Genomic DNA, 24,862 nt, shown 5'->3' with positions numbered 1-24,862 from the left:
GGTCGCTCACCCCACCTCCCGCGCCAGCCGCACCACAGCGTCAGCCACCCGCGGCCCGAACATCACCGCGTCGTTGTGGTCCGCGCCCCAGAGGACGACGCGTTCGGCGAGCGAGCCGACGCCATCGGCGACCCGGGCGCTCAGCTCGGTCGGCACGACGCCGTCGCGGTCGCCGTACACCACGGCGACGGGTACGTCGCTCGCTGCGAGCGGGTCGAGCACGGGGAACCGGTCGCGGAGCAGGGTGCGCACCGGCAGCCACGGGTAGTGGTGACGACCCACGTCGGCAAGCTCGGTGAACGGCGAGCGCAGCACGACTCCCGCCGGGCGGTGGCGCTGCTGCAGCGCGGCGACCACGCCCGTGCCGAGGGACTCGCCGAAGTAGATCGTGCGGTCGAGAGGGTGGCCGAGGGTGGCGAGCGCTTGCACCGCAGCGTCCGCGTCGGCGGCCAGGCCCTCCTCGCTGGGGCTGCCGGGGTTGCCGCCGTAGCCGCGGTAGTCCATCACCAGCACGCTGAACCCGCGGTCGGCGAGCAGGCGGGCGAGGCCGGTCCGGCCGGCGCGGTTGCCGCCGTTGCCGGGGGCCATCAGCACGGCCATCCCGGTGTCGCTCGCCGCGTCGGCGGGCAGGTACCACGCGCCCAGCGCGAGCCCGTCGGACGTGTGGAGCGCGACATCGCGAGCGCCGGGCAGCACCTCGCCGGCAGGCGGTACGTCGCTCGCGTCGGGGAAGTAGATCAGCTGACGCTGCAGCCCCCAGACGGCCGCCAGCACGAGGCCGACCAGCACCACCACGGCCACGAGCCCCAAGCCGAGCCTCCTCGCGCGTGATCGAGCCACCGGCTCATCGTGGCACGGAGCGGGCTGTTCAGGACCCGTCGAGCGGCACGACCAGGTCCGCCGCGCCGCGGGTCGCGCGCACGAGCTCGGCGTTGGGCTCGTCGACCCGCTCCACCCAGGCGCGGGCGGCCTCGGGCGACTTGCCGAACTGCTCGTGTCGCCCGACCAGCCGGAGCCGGCGTACATCGTCGTCCACCTCGACGAACCACACCTCGGCGAGCAGCGGACGTACGCGCTCCCAGCCGCCGCCGGGCAGCAGCAGGTAGTTGCCCTCGGTGAGGACCAGCTGCGCCGACGGCGGGATCGCGAGAGCCGCGGCGATCGGCTGCTCGAGGTCGCGCTCGAAGCCCGGCGCGAACAGCGCGCGGTCGGGTTCGTCGTGCAGGCGTCGCAGGGCGGCGACGTAGCCGTCGACGTCGAAGGTGTCCGGCGCGCCCTTGCGGTCGCGTCGCCCGAGCCGGTCGAGCTGGGCGTCGGCGAGGTGGAAGCCGTCCATCGGCAGGTGGCCGACGGCGTCAGGACCGAGCGAGTCGCGCAGGGACGCCAGCAGCGTCGAGGTCAGCGTGGACTTGCCGGACCCCGGCGCCCCGGCGATGCCCAGCACCGCGCGACCCGGCCGCGCCACCAGGGCCGCGGCCTGCGCGAGCAGGGCGGCACGCGAAGTCATGAGGGGAGCGTAGTTGCCTGCCGCGCGCCCGGCCCGAGGCGAAGACCGGCGGCACGCATGCCAAACTGCGCAAACCGCGCAACTTAGTTGCGCAGAACTCTTGCTTATGACGGTCGTCACAGGTCAAGATGGCGCGAGGCCCCGACCGTCGGGCCCTGCGCCATCTGGAGGTTCGATGGATCTGCAACTGCTCCTCGCGCTCGTGCTCGGCATCGGGACGATCATCTTCCTGGTCCTGCGCACCCGCATCGACGCCTTCGTGGCGCTCCTGATCGCCGCGCTGGTGACCGGGTTCGTGGCTGGCTCGCCGGCTCTCGAGACGATCACCTCGATGACAACGGGCTTCGGCAACACGCTCGCCTCGATCGGCATCGTCATCGGCCTCGGCGTCGCGATCGGCAAGATCCTCGAGGTCTCCGGTGCCGCCGACGCGCTGGCGAAGACCTTCGTCAAGGCGCTCGGGCGCGGTCGCGAGCACTGGGCCATGGCGGGCACCGGCGCTGTCGTCTCGATCCCGGTGTTCTGCGACTCGGGCTACGTCATCATGAACCCGTTGGCGCGCTCCATCGCCCGGCGGCTGAAGGGTCGCTACGTCACCCTCGCGCTGGCCCTCGGCTGCGGCATGACCCTCACGCACCACCTCGTGCCGCCGACTCCCGGGCCTCTCGGCGTCGCCGGCATCCTCGGCGCCGACCTCGGTGGCCTGATCCTCGCCGGCCTGATCTTCTCGGTCCTCCTGCTGCCGATCGTGATCCTCTACGCCGCGTGGATGGGCCCCAAGCTGGAGAGCGAGGTCAACGACACCGTGCGCGAGGCGGTCTACGGCACCGCCGCCGTGCAGACCGGGTCGCGCTCCGCCGGCACCTCGACGACCACTGTGGACGACCCGTCGAGCTCGGTGGCGGACGAGGCGCCCGTGCACCAGCTCGGGGAGCCGCCGGCCGGCGGCAAGCCGCACAGCATCTCCTTCGCCCTCGCCGCCCTCCCGCTGCTCGTGCCGCTGCTGCTGATCGTGCTCAACACCGTCGCCACCGCCATCGACCGCAACAGCCAGGGCGCGCTCGGCCCCGAGGACGAGTACACGCCCTCGCGGTGGGCGGAGGTGCTGGCCTTCATCGGCAACCCCGTCGTCGCGCTGATCATCGGCATCGTGCTCGCGGTGTACGTCCTGCTCCCGCGCTGGACCCCGCGCAAGCAGGTCCACGGCTGGATGGCGGACGCCGCGGCCTCCGCGGGACTCATCATCCTGATCACCGGCGCCGGCGGCGCGCTCGGCCAGGTGCTTCGCGACTCCGGCGTGGGCGACGCGCTCGCCGAGGCGATCGCCGACCTGAGCCTGCCGGGGGTCCTCGTGCCCTTCCTGATCGCGAGCCTCGTGCGGCTCGCGCAGGGGTCCGGCACCGTCGCCATGATCACCGCTGCGTCCGTGAGCGCCCCGCTCGTGGTCGGCCTGGACCTGTCCCCGCTGGCTGCGGCGCTGGCCTGCTGCGCCGGGTCGATGGTGTTCAGCTACTTCAACGACTCCTACTTCTGGGTGGTCACCAGGTTCACCGGTCTCGAGGGCACTGCGGCCCTGCGCGGCTGGTCCGGCATCACGACCGCCGTGTGGCTCGGCTCGCTGCCGCTGGTGCTCATCGCGGGCGCGGTCCTCTGACGTGACCGGCGTCCTCGTCGTCGCGGACGACCTGACCGGGGCGAATGCCGCCGCGGCCGGGTTCGCCCGGGCCGGCTTCCGCGCCGCGACCGCCAGCGCCGGCGAGCACGCGGACGTCGTCGCCGAGATGGTGGCGCGCTTCGACGTCGTCGTGGCGACCACCGACAGCCGCCACCTCGACCCGGCCAAGGCGCGGCAGCGCGTGGGTCGCGTGGTCCGCGCCGGCTGGCCCGCCCGGCTGGTCTGCAACCGCATCGACACCACCCTGCGGGGCAACGTCGGCGCCACCACCCGCGAGGTGCTCGAACGCGTCCGCGAGCTGACCGGCGCGCGCGTCGCGGTGCTCTGCGCGCCGGCCCACCCGGAGGCGGCGCGGCAGACCATCGGCTCGATCCAGCTGCTCGACGGTCGCCGGCTCGAGGACACCGAGGTCGCGCGGGACGCCCGGAGTCCCGTGCGTACGTCGAACGTCGTCACCATGCTGGTCGAGCAGGCGGACCTCGACGTGGTCGCGGTGCACCTCGAGGACGTCACCGGCGACGTCGACGCGCTCGCCCGCAGGATCCGTCAGCACCTGGACGACGGCGCCGAGGTGATCGTCGCCGACGCGACGACCACCGACCACCTCGACCGCGTCGCGACCGCAGCGGTGGCCGCGACCGCCGGCACCGGCACGGTGTGGACCACCAGCGACCCGGGGCCGGCCTCCGTGGCTCTGGCCCGGGCGATGGGACTGGCCGACGACGTGCCCGGCGCTCCGTTGCTCGTCCTGTCCGGCTCGGCGACCGAGCTCACCCGGCAGCAGCTGCGCCAGCTCGTGGCCGAGCGCGGTGCCCGCGCGTTCCGTACGCCGGGCACGCACGCCGTACCGGACGTCGACGCCACGGTCGCGGTGCTCGACGAGGCCCTGGCCGAGGCCGGGCCCGGCGGCATCGTCGTGCTGGCCACCGTCCTCGAGGAGTCCGACCTCTGGTCGCCGACACCGCAGGAGGCTCAGCAGATCCCGCTCGCCCTGGCCCGCGCCGCTCGGCGTGCGCTGGAGTCACGTCGGGTGGACGGCGTCTTCAGCACCGGGGGCGACGTCACCGCCGCCCTCCTCGCCGAGCTCGGGTCGCACGGTCTCGAGGTGTCCGACGAGGTGGAGCCGCTGGCGGTGTCCGGCTCGCTGGTGGGCGGCCCCTGGGACGGCCTCCAGGTCGTCACCAAGGGCGGTCTCATCGGCGACGCGCGGACGACGGTCGCCTGCCTCGACCACCTCCGCAGCCAGGTCGACGCGCACCGCAGGCAGGTCACCGCCGCCGAGTCGCGCGAACGCCACTGAAGCCGGCACCACCGCTCCGATCCCGCACAGAAAGAGAGCACCATGACCCGACACGTACTCGCCCTGACCCTCGGAGACCCCGTGGGCATCGGCCCCGAGATCACCGCCAAGACCCTCGTCGAGCAGGCCGGCGCCAGTGACCACCACGGCGTGGCCGTGGGTGACCCCGCCGCCCTGCGCCGCGGGGCGCAGGCGATGGGCCTCGACGTCGAGGTCCGGGTGGTCGACGACTTCGACGTGGAGCCGGCCGACGGCGTCATCGACTGCTACGACACCGGAGTCCTCGGCGACGACCTGCCCGAGTGGGGCGTGGTCGACGAGCGCGCCGGACGGGCGGCCGTGAGGTCCATCGAGGTCGCCACCCAGGCGGCGATGGACCGCAAGGTCGCGGGCATCGTCACCGGCCCGATCAACAAGGAGGCCATCTGGGCGGCGGGCTCGGAGCACCTCGGCCACACCGAGATGCTCGGCGCCCTGACCGGGGTCACCAAGCAGGACACGATGTTCGTCGTCCGCAACGACGCCGCGGGCGGGCACCACCTGCGGATCTTCTTCACCACCCGCCACGTGTCCCTGCGCCAGGCCCTCGACCAGGTCACCCGGGAGTCGGTCGGCGAGTCGATCGTCAAGGCCCACACGGCGCTGAAGGTCTTCGGCGTCGAGGAGCCCCGGCTCGCCATCGCCGCGATCAACCCGCACGGCGGGGAGAACGGCGCGTTCGGCGACGAGGAGATCGTCCACCTGGCCCCGGCGGTCGAGGACGCCAGGGCCGCTGGGCTCGACGTCGCCGGGCCGGTCCCCGCCGACTCGGTCTTCCACCAGGGGCTCGTCGGAAAGTACGACGGGGTGCTCTCGCACTACCACGACCAGGGCCACATCCCCGCGAAGACCTTCGACTTCGACGGGACCATCTCGGTCACGGTGGGGCTGCCGATCCTGCGGACCTCGGTCGACCACGGCACCGCCTTCGACATCGCCGGGTCCGGCAAGGCCGGGCACGGCACGATGCTGTCGGCCTACCTGGCGGCGGTGGACTACGCGCCGTACGTCGATAACATCCGGGCGACGTACGGCTCCTGAGCGCCAGGCGCCGGGGTAGGAGACCTGTGGCCGGCGAGACCCGCGTCCGACGCGCGACGCAGGCGCGCCACGACGCGATGGTGGCCCTCGTCCGCGAGGGCGTGGACAGCGTCGAGGTGCTGTCCGAGCGGCTCCGGGTCTCCGCCTCGACGGTCCGCCGCGACCTGGCGACCCTGCAGCGCGACGGCCGGCTCGCGAGGACGTACGGCGGCGCGCTGGCGCGCGACGTGTTCCACGAGCGGTCCTTCCGCGAGAGCGAGCGGCTCAACCTCGCCGCGAAGTCCGCCATCGCCGCGACGGCCGTCGACCTCGTGCCCGCCGGGGGGACGGTGTTCATCGATGCCGGGACGACCTGCCTGGCCCTCGCACGGCTGCTGGTGGACCGCGGCCCGCTGACGGTCGTGACGCGCGGCCTCGAGGCCGCGCTCCTGCTGTCGCGGTCCGGGGGCGTCGACGTGGTCGTGGTGGGCGGGCGCGTGCAGCCGCTGAGCCACGGGGTGATCGGTCCGCTGTCGGCGCTGGCGCTGGAGCGCTACCACTTCGACGTCGCCTTCCTCGGCGCAGACGCGGTGGACCCGGTGCGCGGGCTCGGTGAGCCGACGGTCGACGAGACGTGGATCAAGGAGCGGGCGAGCGCGGTGGCCGACGAGGTCGTGCTGCTCGCCGATGCGACGAAGCTCGAGCAGCCCGCGCCGGCGTGGCTGCCGATGGGACCGACCTGGACCGTGGTGATCGACGCCGCTGCCCCGGACGCGGCAGTGGCGCAGCTGCGCGAGCGCCGGGTGCGGGTCCTGCTCGCCTGACCCGCACCCAGCATCACCGCCGGCCCGTCGCCGCGCGGGCGCCGGTCAGGGCTGGAAGACCACCTTGACCATGCCCTCCTCCTTCTTCTGGAAGTGCTCGTAGGCGCTGGGGGCCTCGGCGAGCGGGAGGTGGTGGGTGGCGAACGCGTCGACGCCGAACGGGTCGTCCTCGACCAGCATGGCGAGCAGCTCGTCGGTCCAGCGGCGCACGTTGGCCTGCCCCATCCGGATCTGGATCTGCTTGTCGAACAGCTGCATCATCGGCATCGGGTCGGCGGAGCCGCCGTACACGCCCGAGATCGAGATCGTGCCGCCGCGGCGCACGGCGTCGATGGCGGTGTGCAGCGCGGCCAGGCGGTCGAGGCCGGCCTTCTTCATCATCGGCTCGGCGACGGCGTCGGGAAGCAGGCCGGTCATCTTCTGCACGACCTGGGCGCCGCCGGAGCCGTGTGCCTCCATGCCGACGGCGTCGATGACGGCGTCCGGACCGCGGCCGCCGGTCGCCTCGCGCACGACGTCGCCCACGCTGCCGACCTCCATGGCGTCGTCGAGGTTCAGCGGCTCGGCGCCGAACGCCTCGACGCGGGCGAGCCGCTCGGGGACGCGGTCCACCGAGATCACCCGGTGCCCGGCGCGGACGGCCATGCGGGCGCTCATGTCGCCGATCGGACCGGCGCCGAGGACCAGGAGGGTGCCGCCGGCGGGGACGTCGGCGTACTGCAGCGCCTGCCACGCGGTCGGCAGCACGTCGGAGAGGAACAGGAACCGGTCGTCGGCATGCTCGTGCGGCACCTTGACCGGCAGGAAGTCGGCGAAGGGCACGCGCAGGTACTCCGCCTGTCCGCCGGGGACCTGGCCGTAGAGCTTGCTGTAGCCGAAGAAGCTCGCGCCGGTGCCGTGCTCGTGGTTCTGCGTCGTCTCGCACTGGCTGTAGAGCTGCTGCTCGCACATCCAGCACGAGCCGCACGACACGTTGAACGGCACCACGACGCGGTCGCCCACCTCGAGCGACGAGACGCCGGAGCCGACCTCCTCGACGATGCCCATCGGCTCGTGACCGACGATGTCGCCCGCCTCCATGAAGGGCGCCAGGGTCTCGTAGAGGTGCAGGTCGGAGCCGCAGAGCCCGGTCGAGGTGACCTTGATGATCACGTCCGTCGGCTCCTCGATGCGGGGGTCGGGGACCTCCGTGACCTGCATGTCGTGGACGCCTTGCCAGGTGACTGCCTTCATGCCGATGTACCGCCTTCGCTCGAGGGTCGTCGAAGCGGTCCCGTACCCGGGCGCCGGGCGGGCATGCGACGGTGCCGCGCTACCCCCGGTGGCTCGCGATGCACGCGCGGAAGAACTCCACCAGGTCGTCGACCCACGCGTCGAAGGTGAAGAGCGCGCGCTGCGACCACACGCTCTTGCGCAGCCCCTCCATCAGCTCGCGGTCGCGCAGCTGGGCCACCAGGTCGTCGGGCGTGCGCCAGAAGAGGCCGAGCTCGCGCTCGCGGGCCAGCGTCTGGCTGGCCACCACCGAGCCCGAGCTGTCGCGCTGGATCATCGGCACGCCGGCCGCGGCCAGGGTGGCCATCCGGGCGGGGAGGTTGAGGTCGTCCCAGGACGCGGCGTGCAGGTCGCCGCCGTTGGTGCTGGTGAAGTCGTGCAGCCACCCGGCGTCGTACTGCGAGAACTCGCTCACCCAGTCGGACTGCGTCACCTGCCCGTGCAGGTGAAGGTGGTCCGGAGCGGCCCGGCGGCAGTCCTCCACCCACGCACGCATCTGGTGGTGCGCCTTCTCGCTGTAGACGTGGACGTGGATGCCGGCCTCGGCGAGCGTGCCGACGACCTCCGGCGGCGGGCCCATCGGCCGTCCGGCGATGACGGTGTGCACCTCGCCGTCGCGCGCCGACAGCAGGTCGGACTGCTCGCCCACCATGCCCTCCGCACGGGGCAGGTCGCCGTCGAGCAGCATGCTGGGCCGCGAGGCGCTCGCGGGCACCGTGACCGCGAACCAGTCGCGGAGCTCGGGCGAGGAGTAGACGACCCCGTCCGAGCGCGTGTGCAGGTCCACCAGCCGGTCCCAGTGCCCGTGGTGGCGGCTGAAGAACGGCCCCTCCTTGAAGTGCCACACGAACGGGATGCCCAGGTCCTCGGCCAGCACCTCGTGGGCGAACGGCACCGCCTGCCAGTTGAGGAGGGCGTACACCAGGTCGGGCTGCAGCTCGCGCACCGCCTCGCGCCAACGCTCGCGCGGCACCTCGGTGACGTGGCCGAACGGCACCGGCCCGACGGTGTTGAACCACACCGGCGTGTCGGTCCACAGACCGTGGAGCTCGTGGCCGCGCTCGTGCAGGGCGAGGATCCGCTCGGGGTTGTGGGCGAGCTCGCCGACGAGCAGGATCTTCAGGCCATCGGCTGCGCGCGGCGTCGCCGGGCGCTCGCGCAGGTGCCGATAGTGCGCGACCTCGTCGTGCAGGTGGCCGGCGGTGCTCTGGAAGCGCAGCGGCTCCTGCACGCCGTACTTGCTGCGGTAAGGGTTGAGCCCGCCCCACGGCTCGCGCATCGCGCGGTGCCGCTGGCCAGGGTGCGCCACCCACGAGCAGGTGATCCGCCCGGTCTCGACCGGGTCGCGGCCGTCGAGGAGCCGGTCCCACAGCATCCGGTCGAGGTCGTCGGTGGTCAGCTCGCTGCGCTCGAGCCACCGCTCGTCGGTGCGCCGGTGCATCACCTGCACGAGCTGCAGCGGCTCCCCCTCGATCCGGCCGGTCGCCGCTCCGTGCTCGTGCCGGACCCCGGCGACCGCCAGCGGCGCCTCGGGGTGCGCGTTCAGCGTGTCCAGCAGGGACTCCAGGTGGCCGGCGTGCAGGACGTCGTCGGCGGGCAGGTAGGCGACGTACGGCGCCGTGCCGAGGTCGAGGCCCCAGTTGAGCGCTGCCCCCAGGCCTCGGTTGCGCTCGTGCCGCACCAGCCGGAACCGCCGGTCGTCGGCCACCGCGCCCATCGCGGCGGCGACGTCGCCCGGCGACCCGTCGTCGACGACGACGCACTCCCAGGACGCGAGCGTCTGGCGCAGGAGGCTGTCGAGCGCGGCGGGCAGCCAGGCCTCCTGGTCGTGGACCGGCACCACCACGGTGACCTGGGCTGCGTGGGCCATCGGGACGCTCCGTTCTCGCTGGGCGTCACCCTCCACAGCGATGCCTGATCGGGTCCAGTACCCACAAACGACGGGTTCAGGCGACGCCGCACGGCGGCCCCGCACGGCCCGGCCGGGCCGGTGCGCGTCGCTCGAAGTGGGCGGGGACACGCTCGATCTGAACGTTCCATCCCCGGTTCTGCCGTCGAGGACGCATAATCGAAGGATGGCGAGCTCCTACAACTCCCGGCCGAAGCACCTCCCGAGTAGTCCGTTCGCCCCGGCTCCAGAGGTGGTCGTGGAGACCTTCGAGGTCGGCGACCGCGTCAGCCACGACCTCTACGGCCTCGGCAAGGTCGTCAAGGTCGACAGCCACGCGGCGACCGTCGACTTCGGCTCGCAGCTGGTGCGCATCACGCCTCCCTACGCCAAGCTGCACCACCTCTGAGCCAGCACTGGCAGCTCTCGGTACGACCCGCACTCGACCCCTGACCCCGACCCCTCAGCCGACTGCCCCGCGCAGGCCACCCCGAAGGGCGCTTGTGCCACCACGGGCCCTCGTTACCGTGGGACGCATGACCGATGAGACCGACCAGGCAGTAGTCGAGGCAGCAGTCGAGGCAGCTCAGCGCGTGGTGGAGGAGGTCACCTCGTGGGAGTACAGCGCCGAGGAGGGCACCATCGCCGACAAGCTCGACGAGGGGCTGCGTGCCGCCGGGGTGGCGCTCGACGACGACGAGCGGGCGCGCATCCTCGCCGAGATCGACGACATGAAGGACGAGCACTCCGCCGAGCCGCGGGTGCGCAGCGCACGGCCGGTGGCCTGATCCCATGGACGTCCGCGGCGTGCTGACCGAGGCCTACGGCCGCGTCACCGAGCTCTACGACGACGTGGCCGACGGCCTCGACGCCCAGGCGCTCGCGCACCGGCCGGGCGGCACCGGCAACCCGATCGGCTGGCTGCTGTGGCACCTGGCGCGGGTGCAGGACGACCACGTCGCCGGACTCGCCGGGGAGCCCCAGGTCTGGGAGCGGTTCCAGGACCGCTTCGGGCTGCCCAACGGCACCGACGACATCGGCTACGGCCACACGAGCGAGCAGGTGGCGGCGATCCGCATCGAGGACCCGCAGCTGCTCGTGGAGTACCACCACGAAGTCACCCTCGCGACCGCGCGCTACCTGCAGACGGTCGACGAGGCGGAGCTCGAGCGCGAGGTCGACCAGAGCTGGGACCCGCCGGTCACCGCCGGCGTACGGCTGGTCAGCATCCTCGGCGACTGCCTCCAGCACCTCGGACAGGCGGCGTACGTCAAGGGCCTGCTGGCCACATGACCACCCGGTGGCTCTTCGGCGACCAGCTCGGACCGTCCTTCGCCGAGGACCACCACGGGCCGCTGCTGATGGTCGAGGCCCGGTCGGTGCTCCGGCGTCGCCGCTTCCACCGGGCCAAGGCGCACCTCGTGCTGAGCGCGATGCGGCACCGCGCCGAGGAGCTCGGTGACCGGCTGACCTACGTGCGGGCGGAGACGTACGCCGAGGTGGTGCGCGAGCACGCCGACGTCGAGGTCGTGCACCCGACGTCGTACGCCGCGCTGGGCCTGGTCGAGCGGCTCGGTTGCACCGTCCTGCCGGCGCGCGGCTACGCCACCGCCCGCGAGGACTTCGAACGCTGGGCGGAGGGCCGCCGGGGCAAGCGCCTGCTGATGGAGGACTTCTACCGCCGGGCCCGGGTGGCCCACGGCGTGCTCGTCGAGGACGGCGAGCCCGTCGGCGGCCAGTGGAACTTCGACCACGACAACCGTCAGCCACCGCCCAGGGGCGCCGAGACGCTCGGCGTCGCCGAGCCGTGGTGGCCGAGCGAGGACGACATCGACGCGCAGGTGCGCAAGGACCTCGACCGGTGGGAGCGCGACGGCGAGGTGGCGTTCATCGGGCGCGACAGCCCGCGGTTGTTCGCCGCCACCCGCTCCGAGGCGCTGTCCGCGCTGGAACACTTCGCGGAGCACCGGCTGCCGGAGTTCGGCGCCCACGAGGACGCCATCCTCGAGGGCGACCCGTGGATGGCGCACAGCCTGCTCAGCGTCACCCTGAACCTCGGCCTGCTCGACCCCCTCGAGGTCGTCGAGCGCGCCGAGGCGGCGTACCGCAGTGGCGCGGCGCCGATCGCCAGCGTCGAGGGGTTCGTGCGGCAGGTGATCGGCTGGCGCGACTACGTGTGGCACACCTACTGGCACCAGGGCGACGACTACCGTCACGCGAACTTGCTGGGCGCGCACGAGGACATGCCGCGGTGGTTCGCCGAGCTCGACGCCGACGCAACCGACGCGCGCTGCCTGTCGCACACGCTCGGGCAGCTGTCGGAGCGCGGCTGGGTGCACCACATCCCGCGGCTCATGGTGCTGGGGTCGTACGCCCTGCAGCGAGGCTGGTCGCCGCAGCAGGTGAGCGACTGGTTCCACCGGTCGTTCGTCGACGGCTACGACTGGGTCATGGTGGCCAACATCATCGGCATGTCGCAGCACGCCGACGGCGGGGCGATGATGACGAAGCCGTACACCTCGGGCGGTGCGTACATCAACACGATGAGCGACCACTGCGGGTCCTGCCGGTTCGACCCCAAGGTGCGGGTGGGGGAGGACGCGTGCCCGTTCAGCGCCGGCTACTGGTGGTTCCTCGACCGGCACCGCGAGACCTTCGCCGCCAACCACCGCATGCGGCGGGCGCTCAACGGGCTCGACCGGCTCAAGGACCTCCCCGAGCTGGTGGCGCAGGAGGACGCGCGCGGCAGCCGGGCCCCCTGACGTACGTCGCCGCGGGCTCTTCGCAGGGTCAGCCGCAGGTCAGCTGCAGGTCAGCTGCAGGGGAGCGACCCGAGCCGCGCGAGACCCTCGCGGTCGCCGGGGCCGAGCTCGACCTGGCCGGTGTTGTCGGCGTACATCAGCTCCATCGGTTCGTCGACGTGGTCGAGGCCCACCACGTGGGCGAGCTCGTGCAGCACGATCGCCTCCATGACCCGCGGCTCCTGGGCGATGGCGGCCGCGGTGAACGCCTCGACGTCGAGGACGACGCCGCCGCCCACGAAGTGGAGCCGGCCGTCGCTGCCCCGCTCGGCGGCCGGTCCGCCCAGCCCCGCCACCCGTCCGGCAAGGCCCGGGTACTCCGCGGGTGTGCCCCAGCCGATCACGACCGGGTCGGGACGCCCGAACAGCCTGACGCCGTCGGGGAAGGGTCGCCGGTCGGTCTCACCCTCGTCCTCGAAGGCCAGCCCCGTCGCCCGGCTCACCCGGTCGAGGGCCCGGTCGATGAGACCGCGGCCGCCGGGCGGCTCGCCCGCCGGGTTCACCTCGAACCGGATCTTCTCGCACGGGTCCCAGCCGACGGGGTCGCCGGCCGTGCCCGGTTGGGTCCTGGTGAAGGCGTATGCACCGCCCTGCCGTACGACGCTGGGCGCGGGCAGCGCTCGCTCCGGGCCCAACCCGATGGCGCGTCGCACGGTCACGAACTCGTCGGCGGGGTGCCACCTGATGACCGCGACCAGCATCGCGGCGGTGACCAGCAGGGTCAGCCAGGTGGAGGAGCGGCGGGACACGCGTCCAGTGTGGCGCGTGGGTGGGGGAGCCGGCGGGAGAACGAGTGTTGGACTATTCCTGCTCGCTTCGCGATCGGGTGGCGGCGAGGGAGCTGCGCAGCTGCTCGCTCACATCAGCGCACGCGCTTGGGCGTGAATCTCTCTGAGCCAGTCGACGTGTGCCGTGGGTGAGTCGCCCGGTGACCGGTAGTTGCCCATGCCGTCCAGCGTCGAAGCGACGTCGTCGTCGGTCTCCGACTGCTCGAGGAGTCTCGTGATGTCCGCGAGCAGCCCCGGTACGCGGTCCGGAGACCGCCGTGCGTAGTCCGCCACGGCCGCCTGCCACGAGCCGTCGTACTCGGCCGACCAGTCCTGGTGGAAGTACGCAGCCATCAGGTGCCGAAGATCGTCCACAGTCGTCCTATCGGGGGAATGCGGTGAGGACCTGCCAGCCGCCGGGTTGAGTCTTGCTCGGTATCAGCACCACGCGCACGCCCCTCGTCGCCGTCGAGGTGCCGTGAACATCGGTGGTCATGCCTGTGTGGTGCTCGAACGCGGCGTCGAGCAACAGCTTTTCGTCGCTGCCAGTTCGGAGCCAACGCTCGATCACGTCAGTCTTCCGTGCGAGCACGGCGTCGATCAACCGCTCTGCCTCCGCCTCGTCTGTGAAGGTTGAGGCGCGCTTCAGACCATCTGTTCGGCAGCGCTCGAGCAGCTCCTGCTCCGTCTTGCCCACGTGCCGCTCGAGCGTGTGCCCGGGCGGCACCTCGTGCTGGCGAAGCCAGCCGGGTCCGCGACGCGGAGGCAGCCAGCCGCCTGGGTGCCGTAACGTCCCGAGCTCGGTGCGGGCCGGCACTCGCGCGAACTTCTCCAGTCCCCGCCGCACGCCGTCGAGCTCGTCCCAAGCGCCCTGCAGGCGGGTGGTGGCGGTAGCGACGCCGGCGCGGAGGGTGTCGAGAAGGGCGTGGAAACGCGGAGCGTTGCTGCGCACTCGGGCAGCGGCCGCAGCCACCGCGGCGCCGCCCCCGAAGCCGCCCGTGACGCCGGTCGCCAGCACCGAGATCGCGGCGCCTTCGACGATCATCTGTGCCACCTCGGCCAGCAGCGCCCGGGTCCGATCCCGCGCGTCCTCGACCGCGTCGGCGTACTCGTCGCAGGCGGTCGCCAGGTGGCTGAGCTGCCAGCCGGTGTCGCCGACCAGGGTCGCCAGGTCGCTGAGCGCGTCAGCGGCGAGCGGGATCTCCGGAGACCGCTGCATGCGGACGAGGGCCACCGCAACGTCCACGTGGTCGGCGAGGCCGGCGACGGAAGCGGCGGCGCGGCGCCAGGCCGAAGCGGCGGTGCGGAGCTGCTCCACATCGGCGCCGGGCCAGACGAACCCCTCGACCCGGTCGAGGATCCACGCGTCCACGGAGCCGAGGGACGGCTCCTGCGCGCCGCGGCACGACACCAGAACTCGAGGTTGAACGCGCACGAAGGCGCCGTCGTCGAGGCTGCCGCCGTCGTAGCCGAGGACCTTCATGGCGTCGCCGGCCGCCGCTGCTTCCGCCCGGGAGTGGCTGTCGGCTGTCGCGGTGAGCAGGCGGCCCATGCCGGTGAACGCGTTCGTGAGGTCGATGAGCGCTCCGAACGCCTGCCGCGCGGCGACGTCGTACGCCGTTGCAAAGGCGCTGCTGGTCGCGTCGTCGCCTGCCATACCCGCGCACCGCGCGAGCCGGCCAGCCAGTGACTCGGTGAGCACAGCGCTGATGTGGTTGGCGGTGCGGCAAGCGTCGGCCGCCTCGGTGAACCCGCCGCACTCCACGCTGATCCGCATGACGACCACCTTGGCGGCCCCGAATGCATGCGCGCCACCCCGGCCCAGCGATCTGTGGAGATGGCTTTGCGACTGTATTCGAACAGGTGTACAGTCGAAGCAGCACGCCGAACCAACCGGATCACCGCATCCGGCGGACGCGACTCCTGAGGAGACGGTTGGGTCCGAGGTCCGGGAGAGCCACCCATAGAACCCGTCGCTGGTGCCGGCGGGACGTCCCCAGGCGACTGGTCCGACTCACGGGTGGCGAGCTGGCAGCCGAGCCGACATGCCTCACCGCCCACCCCGGGGACCGGGTGGAGGTCGAGCGTCGTGTCGAGGAGGTGAGTGGTGGTGCATCCGATCATCGCGTGCGCCGAGTCCATGGCGGCCGCTCTCAAGGGCGCGGCAGGGGTCGAGCCGACGTTGATGACGACGGCCGACAAGGAGGCCGCGCTCGTCGCGCTCACGGAGGTGGGGTCGCAGCTCGCCGCGCTCACCGTGCGCGTGCTGGCCGAGGCCGGTGACGTCGCCGAGGCGCACGGGCTCCCGCAGGCGGCCGACTGGCTAGCGTCGACCACGCGTACGACGCGGCGCGCAGCCCGGGCGGACCTCGCCCTGGGACAGGCGCTCCTGCGTCACGCGAGCGTGTCCGACGCACTGTGGTCCGGCTCGATCCGGCTCGATCAGGCGCGCGCCATCACGCGGGCCGTCGACGCACTGCCGGCGCAGGTCGACGACGACGTCCGGGATGACGCGCGGAGCGCGCTCCTCAGTCTCGCCGGCGAGCACGACGCCGACGCCCTTCGGCATCTGGGCAAGCGCATCCTCGACGTCGTCGCGCCGCAGGTCGGCGAGTCGCACGAGGCGGCCGTGCTGGCTGCCGAGGAGGCGCGAGCCGACGCGACCGCTGCGCTGACGCTGGTCGACGACGGTGCAGGTCGGTGCCACGGGCGATTCACGGTGCCCGCCCACGTCGGCAAGGTGCTGCGGCGGCACCTCCTGGCGCTCGCCAACCCCGCCCGCCACGCACCGGACGACCTGACCGACGACCAGGGCGCGTGGAAGCCGCTCGACCGACGGCTGGGGGAGGCGTTCGTCGAGTACGTCGAGCGCTGTCCCGCCGACCGCAGCCCGACCACCGCCGGTGTCAACCGCGACCGTGGTGGTCACCATGACGCTGGAGCAGCTCCTCGCGGACGGTGCCACCGCAGTGCTCGACGACGGGAGCCGGATGAGCGCCGGCCAGGCGCGGCGCCTGGCCTGCGAGGCGGGCATCGTCCCGGTCGTGCTGGGCTCACGGTCCGTTCCGCTGGACATGGGGCGTCAGGTACGGCTCTTCACCAAGCACCAGCGGATCGCCCTCGGCCTCCGCGACGGCGGCTGCACAGCCGAGGGCTGCGGGACGTCAGCGTCGGGGTGCCACGCACACCACGAGGACCCCTGGTCGAGACGGGGTCGCACCGATCTCGCCAACGGCCGCCTGCTGTGCCCCCGCCACCACCGCCTGGCCCACGACGCCCGCTACGCCATGACCGTGCATGGGGGCCGCGTCGCCTTCACGAGGCGGACGTGAGCCGCCGCGCGGGAGACGCGGTTGTCCACAGGCGGCGGCCGGCGGGTTTCCGGACGCGCCGGCCGGGCAGGGACTCCTGCACGTCTCGCGAAACAGGAGGTCCTCATGCCACGCGACCCGGACATCGTCGGCTGCATCCGCGTCCACCCTGCCCTCAACGAGGCGGAGCGCGACTTCCTCCTTGACCTGCTCGCCTCCGAGCGCACCCTGCGCGGCACCCCGACGGGCCGTGGGGATGCGAGCGTGCCGTTCGCGCGCCTGGCGTGGGAGCCGTGTCGCGACGGGTGCTGCCTGGAGTGGAACGGCGACGAAGAGGGCAGGTGGATGGAGGAGTCCCTCCTCTTCCTCGTCGCGCACCTGTTCGCGCCGGGTGCGAAGGCGCAGGGGCGAGCGAGGTTCGCCGCTTTCACCTTCGACCACGTGCTCGACGGGGCCGTCATCGCACGTCCCTTCGACGACTCCTCCGCCGATCTCGTCACCGTCGTCGCCAACCAGGTGAGCGGACGGACCGTCCCCTCGCCGTGCGAGTCGCAGCAGGCCGACGCCGCCGTCGACACGCGTCCGCGACCGGACAACGTCATCGAGCTCCGCCCGCGCCGTGCTCGCGGCATGTAGAAAGGCGTCATGAGTCTGATCCCTGCCGGCGCCAAGGCAGTAAAGCTGGCCGCGAAGTACGGCCCCCAGGCAAAGCTGGTCTGGGACGCGGCGGGTCAGGCCGCGGCGGACCAGGTGAAGGCCCGTCGTGCCGCGGCGACCCAGCGCAGGCGGGCCGTCGAGAAGGCGCGCACCGTCGTCGACGGCACGGTCCTGCGCCAGCTTCACGGCGACCAGGTCGTGTGGGTGGTCTACTCCGGCGACGAGCCCATCACCGCCTACCCGTTGCCCGACGTCGACCTCACGGAGCTCACCAGCCGGGCGGAGCTGTCGCAGCGCATCACTCCCGAGCAGTACGACCAGTCCCGCGCGCGGGCGCGCGCAAAGCGGGTGGCGGCCAGGGCGCGACGGCGCGGCGCCCGCGAACCGGGTGCAGGTCCTCAGCCGCTGACCTGACGCCACAGGGCGACGTTGGCCTCGGCGGCACGCGAGTAGCAGGCGTCGGCGCCGGCGACCATCCCCCGCATCGCCGCAAGGGCGGTGACCATCTCGGCGCAGCGGTCGCGTCACGAGTCGTACGACGACGCCTCGCCGATGGCCGCCCGTCCTGACCAGTCCTCGTGCAGGCGCGCATGGGCGCGGTCGATCTCGCCGGCCAGGACGACGAGGTCGCGCTGGCAGGCGGCGAGCTCGCCGATGGCGCGGCGCAGCTCGGCGAGGTCGACGTCGTAGCTGGTCATCCGAGCCGCCCCGAGACCCGGTGGGCCGCCTCGCTGCGGCGGTCGTCGGCGGCGGTGGTGTCGCGGCGCGCGAGGTCGAGCGCCTCGGCGGCGGCCGCGAGGTCCTCGACGACTCCGCAGGCGGCGAGGCGCCACTCTGCCCACCGCTCGCGGAACGCGTCGGCGGCGGACCCGTGCCAGCACGCGAGCACCGCCTCGACGCGGCGATCCGTGGCGTGCCGCCGCGCGTCGAGGGCGTCGAGCCGCTCGCGCAGCACCGCTGTCGACGTCGCATGCGCAGCTGGGTCGAGGTCGATCGTTCCCGAGAGGATCATGGTCCGATGGTGGCGGTTCGCACCGACCTGCGACACCCAGCCCGGACGACCTGTGGAGAACCGTGCAGGGCCCGCCGCTCGCCCCAGGACCAGCGAGCGAGGTGGTCCGCAGACCACTCGCTGAGGCGCACAAGCGGCCCTTGACAGCGCATGGAAGCGCTCTCATAACGTGACGGCCGTCACACTCTCTCGGGAAGAAGGTTCGACCATGCGCATCCTGCGTGCCGCCACCGCCCTGCTCGCCGCACTCGCGGCCTCGCTCTCGCTCACCAGTCTGCCCGGCCCGGCTCGTGCCGTCGGCCCTGACCGGTTGCCGTTCAGCATCGTCAACCAGTCCCAGCGCGGCGAGGAGGTGTTCCTCTACGTCGTCGGCGTCGACCTCGCGTCGGGCCGGCTGGGCTACGTCCGGCAGGACGGCACGTTCAGCCCGTGGCCTGCGGGCAGCAACCCCCCGAGCCCGGCCCCCGACGTGTCGATCCGCATGGGTGGCACCGGATCGAGCACGCCCCTTCACGTCCCGCGCGGGTTCTCCGGCCGGGTGTACATGTCGTTCGGTGAGCGGCTGCCGTTCCGGCTGACCCCGGACGGGCTCGTGCAGCCGGCGCCGTGGGCGCCGGGCGACCCCAGCGAGAACATCCTGTTCGACTGGAGCGAGTTCACGTACAACGACGCCGGACTGTGGCTCAACAGCTCGCAGGTCGACATGTTCGCGGTGCCGCACGCCATCTCGGTGACCGGCGCGGACGGAGCGACCCGGACCACGGGGCGACTCGTGGACGACGGTCGCAACAAGGTGATCGCCGGGATCCGCAACCAGCCGGGCTGGTCCGGGCTGGTCCGGACCCGCGCCGACGGCACGGTGCTGCGAGTGCTGGCGCCCGGCAAGGCCGCCGACGCCGGGTACTTCGACCGCGCCTACCTCGACCCCTACATCGCGCAGGCGTGGAACGCCTACACCACCAAGACGCTGACCGTCGTGCCGTTCGGTGACCGCCCCGACGTCCGCTACTACGGGCGTACGACGGGCGCGACGATGACGTTCGCCAACGGCGCGGGCCAGCAGGTGGCGTCGTTCCAGCGTCCCACGACCGGCGACGTGTGGGGATGCGACGGCGCACTGCACGCCCCCAACGACCAGGTCGTCGGGCCGATCGCCCGGACGCTGTGCGCCGCGCTGCACCGCTCCACGCTGGGCCGCCTCGACACGCAGCCGAGCGGCACGGCGGCCGACTTCTACCAAGGTGCCATCACCAACCACTACTCCCGGCTGGTGCACCAGAACATGGTCGACGGCCGCGCCTACGGCTTCGCGTTCGACGACGTCCAGGCGCAGGAGTCGCTCGTGCACAGCGGCGACCCGCGCTCGGCCGCGATCACGCTCACGCCCTTCGGCCCCGGCGGCGGCACCACGCCGCCGACCGGGTCCACCGGCAGCACTCTCGTCAGCCAGCTCAACGGCAGGTGCATCGACGTCCCGAACTGGCGGTTCGAGGACGGCCAGCGCCTGGTCATGTGGGACTGCGCCGGTGGGACCAACCAGCGGTGGGAGCGCGTCGGCGGCACGCTCCGCTCGCAGAACGGCATGTGCATGGACGTCGCCGGCGGCAGCGTGGCCGACGGCGCGCCGATCCAGCTCGCGCGCTGCAGCACCAACCCGGCGCAGCAGTTCGTGCTCAGTGCCGCGGGCGACCTGGTGAACCCGCAGGCGAACAAGTGCGTCGACATCGTCGACCGCAACGCCGCCAACGGGGCGCAGCTGCAGCTGTGGACCTGTGCCGGCACGCCGAACCAGAAGTGGCGCCTGGGCTGAGGAGAGCCGGCGGGGAGGCGGGCTGGCCCGCCTCTCCGTCGCCGGCCAGGTAGGTCAGCCTCGCCTTACTGGAATCATTCAAGAAAAAGGTGTTCAGTAGGTGGTGTCCGACAGAGAGGAAGTGCCATGACCCAGACCGCCACCCAGTCCACCGGCCAGTCCGCCGGCCAGACCCGCTCCACCCACACCGCGCACCCGGCGTTCCAGGCCTCCGAGCGTCTCGCGGGCCACCTCCAGCAGCTGCTGGTCGACCTGACCGACCTGCACCTGCAGGGCAAGCAGGCCCACTGGAACGTCGTCGGCAAGAACTTCCGTGACATGCACCTGGCCCTCGACGAGGTGGTCGAGGCCGCACGCGGGTTCTCCGACGACGTCGCCGAGCGGATGCGCGCCGTCTACGCCACGCCCGACGCCCGCTCCACGACCGTCGCCGCGCAGTCCACGCTGCCGGAGTTCCCCTCCGCCGAGGTCAACACCGGCGACTGCGTCGACCTCATCGTCGCCGCGATCTACGCGGTGGCGGGCACGGGCCGCCGCATCCACGACGAGGTGGACGCCGAGGACCCGACGTCCGCCGACCTGATCCACACGATCCTCGAGCGGCTCGAGCAGCTGGCCTGGATGATCGACGCCGAGAACCGCGTCGCCAACAGCAGCCTCCCGCGCTCCTGGAGCGAGTGAGACAGACACCTCCCCGACGGGGCCGGCTCAGCGGAGCCGGCCCCGTCGTCGTGTCGGAGCGGGCCCGGCAGCGCCGCTCGTACGAGCCACACATGCGGTGTTGCCCCTAGGGTGAGGCGACCCACCCGGCGAAACTCGGAGGCACTCCACGTGGACACCATGGACCCCGTCTACGGCTCCGGCACGCTGCTGCTCATCGCAGCCGCGGCCGTCGCCGTGCTGCTCGTGCTCATCATCGTGCTGCGCATGCACGCCTTCGTCGCGCTGGTGCTGGTCAGCCTCGGCACGGCCGTGGCGGCCGGCATCCCGGTGGCCGAGGTGCCGACGGTCGCCATCGCGGCCTTCGGCAGCACGCTGGGGTCGGTCGCGCTGCTCGTCGGCCTCGGCGTGATGATCGGCAGGCTGCTGGAGGTGACCGGCGGCGCCCAGGTGCTGGCCGACACGCTCGTGAGCCGGTTCGGCGAGAAGCGCGCTCCGCTGGCGCTCGGCGTCGCCGCCCTGCTGTTCGGCCTGCCGATCTTCTTCGACGCCGGGCTCGTGGTGTTCCTGCCGATCATCTTCTCCGTCGCGAAGCGGTTCGGCGGCTCGGTGCTGATGTACGCCCTGCCCGCCGCCGGCGCCTTCGCCGCCATGCACGCGATCGTCCCGCCGCACCCGGGACCGGTCACCGCGGCCACCGAGCTCGACGCCAGCATCGGCCTGACGCTGCTGGTCGGCGTGGTCGTCGCGGTGCTCGCCTGGATCGTCGGCGTGTACGTCGTCACGACCGCGTGGCTGGGCAAGGTGCAGGTCCCGGTCGACGACTCGGTGCTCACCGGCGGCCGGGCGGCCGACACCGACAACCCGCCGGCCTTCGCCCACGTCCTCGGCATCCTGCTGCTCCCCCTGGTGCTGATCGGCGCCAACACGGTCCTCACCACCCTGCGGACCAACGGCACCATCGCCGAGGACGGCGGGCTCGTGGACGCGCTCGTCTTCCTGGGCCAGACCCCGGTCGCGCTGCTCATCGCGCTCCTCGTCGCGACGTACACGCTCGCTATCCGCCGCCACTCGCGCGAGGAGGTCGAGACCCTGCTCAACGACGCCCTCGGCCCCATCTGCGCGATCATCCTCATCACCGGTGCCGGCGGGATGTTCGGCGGCGTGCTGCGCTACAGCGGCATCGGCGCCGCGCTGTCGGAGTCGCTCGCCGACCTCGGCCTCCCGCTGGTCGTCTCGGCCTTCGTGATCGCGACGATCCTGCGCGTCGCGCAGGGATCGGCGACCGTCGCGCTGACCACCACCGCCGGGCTCCTGTCCGCAGCCGTGACCGAGGCGGACCCCTCGTCGCTGCAGCTCGTCGCGCTGGTGCTCGCGATCGCCGCCGGGGCCACGGTGCTTTCGCACGTCAACGACTCGGGCTTCTGGCTGGTCAGCCGGTTCTTCGGGATGGACGTCAAGACCACGCTGCGCACGTGGACGGTCCTCGAGACGACCCTCGGCGTGTCGATCTTCGTGCTCGCCCTCGGTGTGTGGGCGGTCGGATGAGCGAGCCGCTGCACCTGGTCTTCATGGGCGTCTCCGGGTCGGGGAAGTCGAGCGTCGCGCAGGCGGTGCAGCAGCGGCTCGGCTGGGAGCTCGCGGAGGGTGACGACTTCCACCCACCGGCCAACGTCGCCAAGATGCGTGAGGGCATCGCGCTCACCGACGCCGACCGCTGGGGCTGGCTGGAGTCGCTGGCCGAGTGGACGGCCGAGCGGGACGCTCGCGACGAGCCGACGCTGATGACCTGCAGCGCCCTGCGACGGACCTACCGCGCGGTGCTGCTCCGCGGCGGCGCGGGAACGTTCTTCGTGCACTGCACGGGCGACAAGCACCTCATCCTCGACCGGATGAACGCCCGCGAGCACTTCATGCCGCCGAGCCTGCTCGAGTCGCAGCTCGACACCTTGGAGCCGCTGCAGCCCGACGAGCCCGGGATGGACGTCGACCCGGCGCTGCCCGTCGAGCGGATCGCCGCGCTGGTGCTGGCCCGGCTCGGTCTCATCGGCTGACACCGGCGCGGCGTCCGCCCGCCTCACGCGAGGCGGCGCGCCCGCAGCACCGCGTCGGCGACGGCGATCTCCTCACCGGTCTGCGGGTGCGGCTGCGTGCGCGGTCGGGACTCGCACACCTCGACCGCCCACTCACCCGCGCCGTCCCCGTCGAGCGCGGGCAGGAGCGACTCGGCGGTGAACAGGAACGTGCGGTGTCCGTGCCGCAGCCCGGTCGCCAGGTCCTCGGGGTCGTGCCCGACCACGAGCAGGGTCCCGCCGGGCGCCACTGCCGCGGCGAGGCGTCGTACGACGTCCACCATGCCGCCGTCGGGCAGGTGCACGAAGTGCGAGGTGACCAGGTCCCACGTCTCCCCGTCGGGCTCGAAGATGCGTACGTCGACACGGCGGGTGCTGACGCGGTCGCCCACCCCGGCCTCCTCGGCGTGGGTGGCGGTGCGGGCCAGGGCGGCGTCGGCGAAGTCGACGGCCGTCACGTCCCAACCGTGGGAGGCGAGCCAGATGGCGTCGCCACCCTCCCCGCAGCCGACCTCCAGCGCCCGGCCCGGCGTCATGGCGGCGACCTCCGCGACCAGCTGCACGTTGGCACGGCCGCTCCACACCTGCTCGCCGGAGTAGCGCTCCTCCCACGCGGGCCGCTCGAAGTGCGCGGCACGCCGCTCGGCCACGGCTCGCGCCGCGTCCTCGGCGGCGAGCTCGGCGTTGATCCACGCCCCGACCCGCATGCCGTGCGCGGCCGAGGCCATCAGCGTCATCGCGACGTCGGTGACGTTGCCTGCGGCGAAGACGCCCGGGACCGCAGTCGCGCCGGACGACTCCACCGCGATGACCGAGCCGAAGGCGACGCCGTTCATCTCGAACGGCTGTGGCTCCAGGCCCAGCGGGGCGAGGAAGTCGGCGCGCGCGTGCGGCTTGCTGGCCACCACGATGGCCTGCCGCTCCAGCACCGAGCCGTCGGCCAGCCGCAGCCCCACGAGCGCATCCCCCTCGGTGACGACCTCCTGCGGGGTGCCGTGCTCGATCCGGACGCCGATGGCGCTCATCTTCTCCAGCTCCTCGTCGGGCAGCTCCACGCCGTCGTGGACGATCATCACCACGTCGTCGGACAGCTGCCGGAACAGCAGGCCCTGGTGCCCGGCCATCGGAGTCGTGGCCAGGACGGCGATCGCCTGGTCGCGGACCTCCCAACCGTGACAGTAGGGGCAGTGCAGGACGTCGACGCCCCACCGCTCGGCCAGACCCGGCACGTCGGGCAGCTCGTCCACGACCCCCGCCGTCACGAGCACCCGGCGCGCGCCGTAGCGCCGTCCGCCCGCGGTCGTCACGAGGAAGTCGCCGGCCGCACCGGACAGGCCGACCACGCGATCGTCGACCAGATCGACGCCGTACTGCGCCACCTCGGTGCGGCCGATCTCGAGCAGCTCGCGCGGGGGGATGCCCTCGCGCCCCAGGTAGTTGTGGGCATGTCCGGCCGGGGCGTTGCGGGGCTCGCCCGCGTCGACCACCAGCACGGAGCGCTTGGAGCGCCCCAGCGCCATCGCACCGCTCAGGCCGGCCGCGCCGCCGCCGACCACCACCACGTCGTACATCGTGTTCTCAGTCATGCCGTCGAGAATGCACCCACCCTGCGGAACTGACAAACATTCTTGCCGATGTGGCAAACTCGCGGCATGGACGACGAGGGAGTGCTGCGCAACGTCGGACCGCGGCTGCGGCAGCTGCGGCTGGAGCGCGAGGCCACGCTGACCGACCTGGCGCAGGAGACCGGCATCTCCGTGAGCACGCTCTCGCGCCTGGAGTCCGGTCAGCGCAAGCCGACCCTCGAGCTGCTGCTGCCCCTGGCCCGCGCGCACCGGGTCGCACTCGACGAGCTGGTCGACGCGCCGGAGACGGGTGACCCGCGGGTGCGCCTCAAACCGGTGGTGCGGCACGGTCGCGTCCACATCCCCCTGACGCGCCGACCCGGCGGGCTGCAGTCGTTCAAGCTCGTCCTCCCGGTCGACCGGGACCCGGCGCCCACGCTGCAGACGCACGAGGGCTACGAGTGGTTCTACGTGCTCAGCGGCCGGGTGCGCCTGATCGTGGGCACCCGCGACCTGACCCTGGAGCCCGGGGAGGTCGTCGAGTTCGACACCCGTACGCCGCACTGGGTCGGCAACCCCGGGCCGGCACCCGCGGAGGTGCTGGCGATCTTCGGCCCCCAGGGCGAGCGGATGCACGTCCGCTCCTGAGGGGTGGTCCGCCCGCGTCCGGCCCGTGGCACCG

At 72.7% G+C, this 24,862-nt stretch carries 26 protein-coding genes and 1 pseudogene; 17 read left to right on the top strand and 10 right to left on the bottom strand.

Annotated elements, in window-relative coordinates; all coding sequences use genetic code 11:
- Positions 1-6: 6 nt before the first annotated feature.
- Both J3P41_RS05505 and J3P41_RS05500 read right to left on the bottom strand, forming a co-directional pair.
- Positions 7-840 (bottom strand): alpha/beta fold hydrolase, encoded by an 834-nt coding sequence (locus J3P41_RS05505; RefSeq protein WP_307861841.1) that lies wholly within the window; start codon positions 838-840, stop codon positions 7-9.
- Positions 841-868: 28 nt separating this feature from the next.
- Complete coding sequence (locus J3P41_RS05500) at positions 869-1,507, bottom strand: nucleoside/nucleotide kinase family protein (protein ID WP_210649189.1); 639 nt, start codon at positions 1,505-1,507, stop codon at positions 869-871.
- A gap of 175 nt (positions 1,508-1,682) precedes the next feature.
- On the opposite strand from J3P41_RS05500, the gene J3P41_RS05495 reads away from it, so the two are divergent.
- From J3P41_RS05495 to J3P41_RS05480, 4 genes are read left to right on the top strand one after another with little or no spacing between them, the layout of a single operon-like run.
- The gene (locus J3P41_RS05495) at positions 1,683-3,161 is read left to right on the top strand and encodes a GntP family permease (RefSeq protein ID WP_210649188.1); all 1,479 of its coding nucleotides are present in this window, start codon (positions 1,683-1,685) and stop codon (positions 3,159-3,161) included.
- Between the two features lies 1 nt (position 3,162).
- The gene (locus J3P41_RS05490) at positions 3,163-4,482 is read left to right on the top strand and encodes a four-carbon acid sugar kinase family protein (protein WP_210649187.1); all 1,320 of its coding nucleotides are present in this window, start codon (positions 3,163-3,165) and stop codon (positions 4,480-4,482) included.
- A gap of 42 nt (positions 4,483-4,524) precedes the next feature.
- Positions 4,525-5,562: a 4-hydroxythreonine-4-phosphate dehydrogenase PdxA gene (pdxA, locus tag J3P41_RS05485; RefSeq protein WP_210649186.1), complete on the top strand. Its 1,038-nt coding sequence runs from the start codon at positions 4,525-4,527 to the stop codon at positions 5,560-5,562.
- A gap of 26 nt (positions 5,563-5,588) precedes the next feature.
- Complete coding sequence (locus tag J3P41_RS05480; RefSeq protein ID WP_210649185.1) at positions 5,589-6,365, top strand: DeoR/GlpR family DNA-binding transcription regulator; 777 nt, start codon at positions 5,589-5,591, stop codon at positions 6,363-6,365.
- A 45-nt stretch (positions 6,366-6,410) separates the two neighbouring features.
- On the opposite strand, the gene J3P41_RS05475 is transcribed toward J3P41_RS05480, so the two are convergent.
- Entirely contained in the window at positions 6,411-7,598 is a 1,188-nt protein-coding gene (locus tag J3P41_RS05475) for a zinc-dependent alcohol dehydrogenase (protein ID WP_210649184.1), read from the bottom strand.
- 79 nt (positions 7,599-7,677) lie between these two features.
- Positions 7,678-9,507, bottom strand: coding sequence for a glycosyltransferase (locus J3P41_RS05470; protein ID WP_210649183.1), 1,830 nt, complete (start codon positions 9,505-9,507; stop codon positions 7,678-7,680).
- 205 nt (positions 9,508-9,712) lie between these two features.
- Here J3P41_RS05470 and J3P41_RS05465 point away from each other — a divergent pair, with 205 nt between their 5' ends.
- The 4 genes from J3P41_RS05465 (at position 9,713) to J3P41_RS05450 (ending at position 12,287) form a co-directional block, all read left to right on the top strand.
- Positions 9,713-9,934 carry a hypothetical protein gene (locus tag J3P41_RS05465; protein ID WP_210649182.1) on the top strand — a complete coding sequence of 74 codons (222 nt, stop codon included), beginning with the start codon at positions 9,713-9,715 and terminating at the stop codon, positions 9,932-9,934.
- 127 nt (positions 9,935-10,061) lie between these two features.
- Positions 10,062-10,313: a hypothetical protein gene (locus J3P41_RS05460; protein ID WP_210649181.1), complete on the top strand. Its 252-nt coding sequence runs from the start codon at positions 10,062-10,064 to the stop codon at positions 10,311-10,313.
- A gap of 4 nt (positions 10,314-10,317) precedes the next feature.
- Positions 10,318-10,818, top strand: a complete 501-nt coding sequence (locus tag J3P41_RS05455) for a DinB family protein (RefSeq protein ID WP_210649180.1) — start codon at positions 10,318-10,320, stop codon at positions 10,816-10,818.
- A complete protein-coding gene (locus J3P41_RS05450) occupies positions 10,815-12,287 on the top strand; it encodes a cryptochrome/photolyase family protein (RefSeq protein ID WP_210649179.1) in 1,473 nt (490 codons plus the stop codon). The genes J3P41_RS05455 and J3P41_RS05450 overlap by 4 nt, the downstream gene beginning before the upstream one ends.
- Positions 12,288-12,337: 50 nt before the next feature.
- Here the strand turns inward: J3P41_RS05450 and J3P41_RS18870 are convergent, their stop codons facing one another.
- From J3P41_RS18870 to J3P41_RS05435, 3 genes are all read right to left on the bottom strand, one after another.
- Positions 12,338-13,075: a matrixin family metalloprotease gene (locus J3P41_RS18870; protein WP_210649178.1), complete on the bottom strand. Its 738-nt coding sequence runs from the start codon at positions 13,073-13,075 to the stop codon at positions 12,338-12,340.
- Between the two features lie 108 nt (positions 13,076-13,183).
- The gene (locus J3P41_RS05440; protein ID WP_307861840.1) at positions 13,184-13,468 is read right to left on the bottom strand and encodes a contact-dependent growth inhibition system immunity protein; all 285 of its coding nucleotides are present in this window, start codon (positions 13,466-13,468) and stop codon (positions 13,184-13,186) included.
- A 7-nt stretch (positions 13,469-13,475) separates the two neighbouring features.
- Complete coding sequence (locus J3P41_RS05435; RefSeq protein ID WP_210649176.1) at positions 13,476-14,870, bottom strand: RNase A-like domain-containing protein; 1,395 nt, start codon at positions 14,868-14,870, stop codon at positions 13,476-13,478.
- Between the two features lie 363 nt (positions 14,871-15,233).
- On the opposite strand from J3P41_RS05435, the pseudogene J3P41_RS19395 reads away from it, so the two are divergent.
- From J3P41_RS19395 to J3P41_RS05415, 4 genes and pseudogenes are all read left to right on the top strand, one after another.
- A pseudogene (locus J3P41_RS19395) lies at positions 15,234-16,167 on the top strand (DUF222 domain-containing protein); the annotation flags it as partial.
- Complete coding sequence (locus J3P41_RS19170; RefSeq protein WP_246861770.1) at positions 16,168-16,425, top strand: HNH endonuclease signature motif containing protein; 258 nt, start codon at positions 16,168-16,170, stop codon at positions 16,423-16,425.
- Between the two features lie 105 nt (positions 16,426-16,530).
- Entirely contained in the window at positions 16,531-17,040 is a 510-nt protein-coding gene (locus J3P41_RS05420) for a hypothetical protein (protein ID WP_210649174.1), read from the top strand.
- A gap of 9 nt (positions 17,041-17,049) precedes the next feature.
- Positions 17,050-17,475 (top strand): hypothetical protein, encoded by a 426-nt coding sequence (locus J3P41_RS05415; protein ID WP_210649173.1) that lies wholly within the window; start codon positions 17,050-17,052, stop codon positions 17,473-17,475.
- 110 nt (positions 17,476-17,585) lie between these two features.
- On the opposite strand, the gene J3P41_RS05410 is transcribed toward J3P41_RS05415, so the two are convergent.
- Together J3P41_RS05410 and J3P41_RS05405 are read right to left on the bottom strand one after the other, a co-directional pair.
- On the bottom strand, positions 17,586-17,759 hold the full coding sequence (locus tag J3P41_RS05410) for a hypothetical protein (RefSeq protein ID WP_210649172.1): 174 nt from the start codon (positions 17,757-17,759) through the stop codon (positions 17,586-17,588).
- Positions 17,756-18,073: a WXG100 family type VII secretion target gene (locus tag J3P41_RS05405; protein ID WP_210649171.1), complete on the bottom strand. Its 318-nt coding sequence runs from the start codon at positions 18,071-18,073 to the stop codon at positions 17,756-17,758. The genes J3P41_RS05410 and J3P41_RS05405 overlap by 4 nt, the downstream gene beginning before the upstream one ends.
- 208 nt (positions 18,074-18,281) lie before the next feature.
- Here J3P41_RS05405 and J3P41_RS05400 point away from each other — a divergent pair, with 208 nt between their 5' ends.
- From J3P41_RS05400 to J3P41_RS05385, 4 genes are all read left to right on the top strand, one after another.
- A complete protein-coding gene (locus J3P41_RS05400) occupies positions 18,282-19,883 on the top strand; it encodes a beta-1,3-glucanase family protein (RefSeq protein ID WP_210649170.1) in 1,602 nt (533 codons plus the stop codon).
- A gap of 126 nt (positions 19,884-20,009) precedes the next feature.
- Entirely contained in the window at positions 20,010-20,564 is a 555-nt protein-coding gene (locus J3P41_RS05395; RefSeq protein ID WP_210649169.1) for a Dps family protein, read from the top strand.
- 159 nt (positions 20,565-20,723) lie between these two features.
- On the top strand, positions 20,724-22,091 hold the full coding sequence (locus J3P41_RS05390; protein ID WP_246861769.1) for a GntP family permease: 1,368 nt from the start codon (positions 20,724-20,726) through the stop codon (positions 22,089-22,091).
- Positions 22,088-22,597, top strand: coding sequence for a gluconokinase (locus J3P41_RS05385; RefSeq protein ID WP_210649167.1), 510 nt, complete (start codon positions 22,088-22,090; stop codon positions 22,595-22,597). The genes J3P41_RS05390 and J3P41_RS05385 overlap by 4 nt, the downstream gene beginning before the upstream one ends.
- Positions 22,598-22,620: 23 nt before the next feature.
- Here the strand turns inward: J3P41_RS05385 and J3P41_RS18500 are convergent, their stop codons facing one another.
- Positions 22,621-24,201 (bottom strand): bifunctional NAD(P)/FAD-dependent oxidoreductase/class I SAM-dependent methyltransferase, encoded by a 1,581-nt coding sequence (locus J3P41_RS18500; RefSeq protein WP_246861460.1) that lies wholly within the window; start codon positions 24,199-24,201, stop codon positions 22,621-22,623.
- Between the two features lie 66 nt (positions 24,202-24,267).
- On the opposite strand from J3P41_RS18500, the gene J3P41_RS05375 reads away from it, so the two are divergent.
- The gene (locus J3P41_RS05375) at positions 24,268-24,828 is read left to right on the top strand and encodes a helix-turn-helix domain-containing protein (protein WP_210649166.1); all 561 of its coding nucleotides are present in this window, start codon (positions 24,268-24,270) and stop codon (positions 24,826-24,828) included.
- Positions 24,829-24,862 lie beyond the last annotated feature (34 nt).

Origin of the sequence: Nocardioides sp. SYSU D00065, from assembly GCF_017916425.1 — a bacterium.
GTDB lineage: Bacteria > Actinomycetota > Actinomycetes > Propionibacteriales > Nocardioidaceae > Nocardioides.
Note: the sequence above shows the minus strand (reverse complement) of the source record. Positions and strands in the feature narration are given on the sequence as shown.

Coding starts and splice junctions, on each gene's coding strand:
- J3P41_RS19170 (WP_246861770.1), top strand. CDS start 16,168: ATGGGGCGTCAGGTACGGCTCTTCACCAAGCACCAGCGGATCGCCCTC.
- J3P41_RS05420 (WP_210649174.1), top strand. CDS start 16,531: ATGCCACGCGACCCGGACATCGTCGGCTGCATCCGCGTCCACCCTGCC.
- J3P41_RS05470 (WP_210649183.1), bottom strand. CDS start 9,507: ATGGCCCACGCAGCCCAGGTCACCGTGGTGGTGCCGGTCCACGACCAG.
- J3P41_RS05475 (WP_210649184.1), bottom strand. CDS start 7,598: ATGAAGGCAGTCACCTGGCAAGGCGTCCACGACATGCAGGTCACGGAG.
- J3P41_RS05460 (WP_210649181.1), top strand. CDS start 10,062: ATGACCGATGAGACCGACCAGGCAGTAGTCGAGGCAGCAGTCGAGGCA.
- J3P41_RS05450 (WP_210649179.1), top strand. CDS start 10,815: ATGACCACCCGGTGGCTCTTCGGCGACCAGCTCGGACCGTCCTTCGCC.
- J3P41_RS05395 (WP_210649169.1), top strand. CDS start 20,010: ATGACCCAGACCGCCACCCAGTCCACCGGCCAGTCCGCCGGCCAGACC.
- J3P41_RS05385 (WP_210649167.1), top strand. CDS start 22,088: ATGAGCGAGCCGCTGCACCTGGTCTTCATGGGCGTCTCCGGGTCGGGG.
- J3P41_RS05400 (WP_210649170.1), top strand. CDS start 18,282: ATGCGCATCCTGCGTGCCGCCACCGCCCTGCTCGCCGCACTCGCGGCC.
- J3P41_RS05390 (WP_246861769.1), top strand. CDS start 20,724: ATGGACCCCGTCTACGGCTCCGGCACGCTGCTGCTCATCGCAGCCGCG.
- J3P41_RS05375 (WP_210649166.1), top strand. CDS start 24,268: ATGGACGACGAGGGAGTGCTGCGCAACGTCGGACCGCGGCTGCGGCAG.
- J3P41_RS18500 (WP_246861460.1), bottom strand. CDS start 24,201: ATGACTGAGAACACGATGTACGACGTGGTGGTGGTCGGCGGCGGCGCG.
- J3P41_RS05410 (WP_210649172.1), bottom strand. CDS start 17,759: ATGACCAGCTACGACGTCGACCTCGCCGAGCTGCGCCGCGCCATCGGC.
- pdxA (WP_210649186.1), top strand. CDS start 4,525: ATGACCCGACACGTACTCGCCCTGACCCTCGGAGACCCCGTGGGCATC.
- J3P41_RS05415 (WP_210649173.1), top strand. CDS start 17,050: ATGAGTCTGATCCCTGCCGGCGCCAAGGCAGTAAAGCTGGCCGCGAAG.
- J3P41_RS05435 (WP_210649176.1), bottom strand. CDS start 14,870: ATGCGGATCAGCGTGGAGTGCGGCGGGTTCACCGAGGCGGCCGACGCT.
- J3P41_RS05465 (WP_210649182.1), top strand. CDS start 9,713: ATGGCGAGCTCCTACAACTCCCGGCCGAAGCACCTCCCGAGTAGTCCG.
- J3P41_RS05495 (WP_210649188.1), top strand. CDS start 1,683: ATGGATCTGCAACTGCTCCTCGCGCTCGTGCTCGGCATCGGGACGATC.
- J3P41_RS05455 (WP_210649180.1), top strand. CDS start 10,318: ATGGACGTCCGCGGCGTGCTGACCGAGGCCTACGGCCGCGTCACCGAG.
- J3P41_RS05405 (WP_210649171.1), bottom strand. CDS start 18,073: ATGATCCTCTCGGGAACGATCGACCTCGACCCAGCTGCGCATGCGACG.
- J3P41_RS05500 (WP_210649189.1), bottom strand. CDS start 1,507: ATGACTTCGCGTGCCGCCCTGCTCGCGCAGGCCGCGGCCCTGGTGGCG.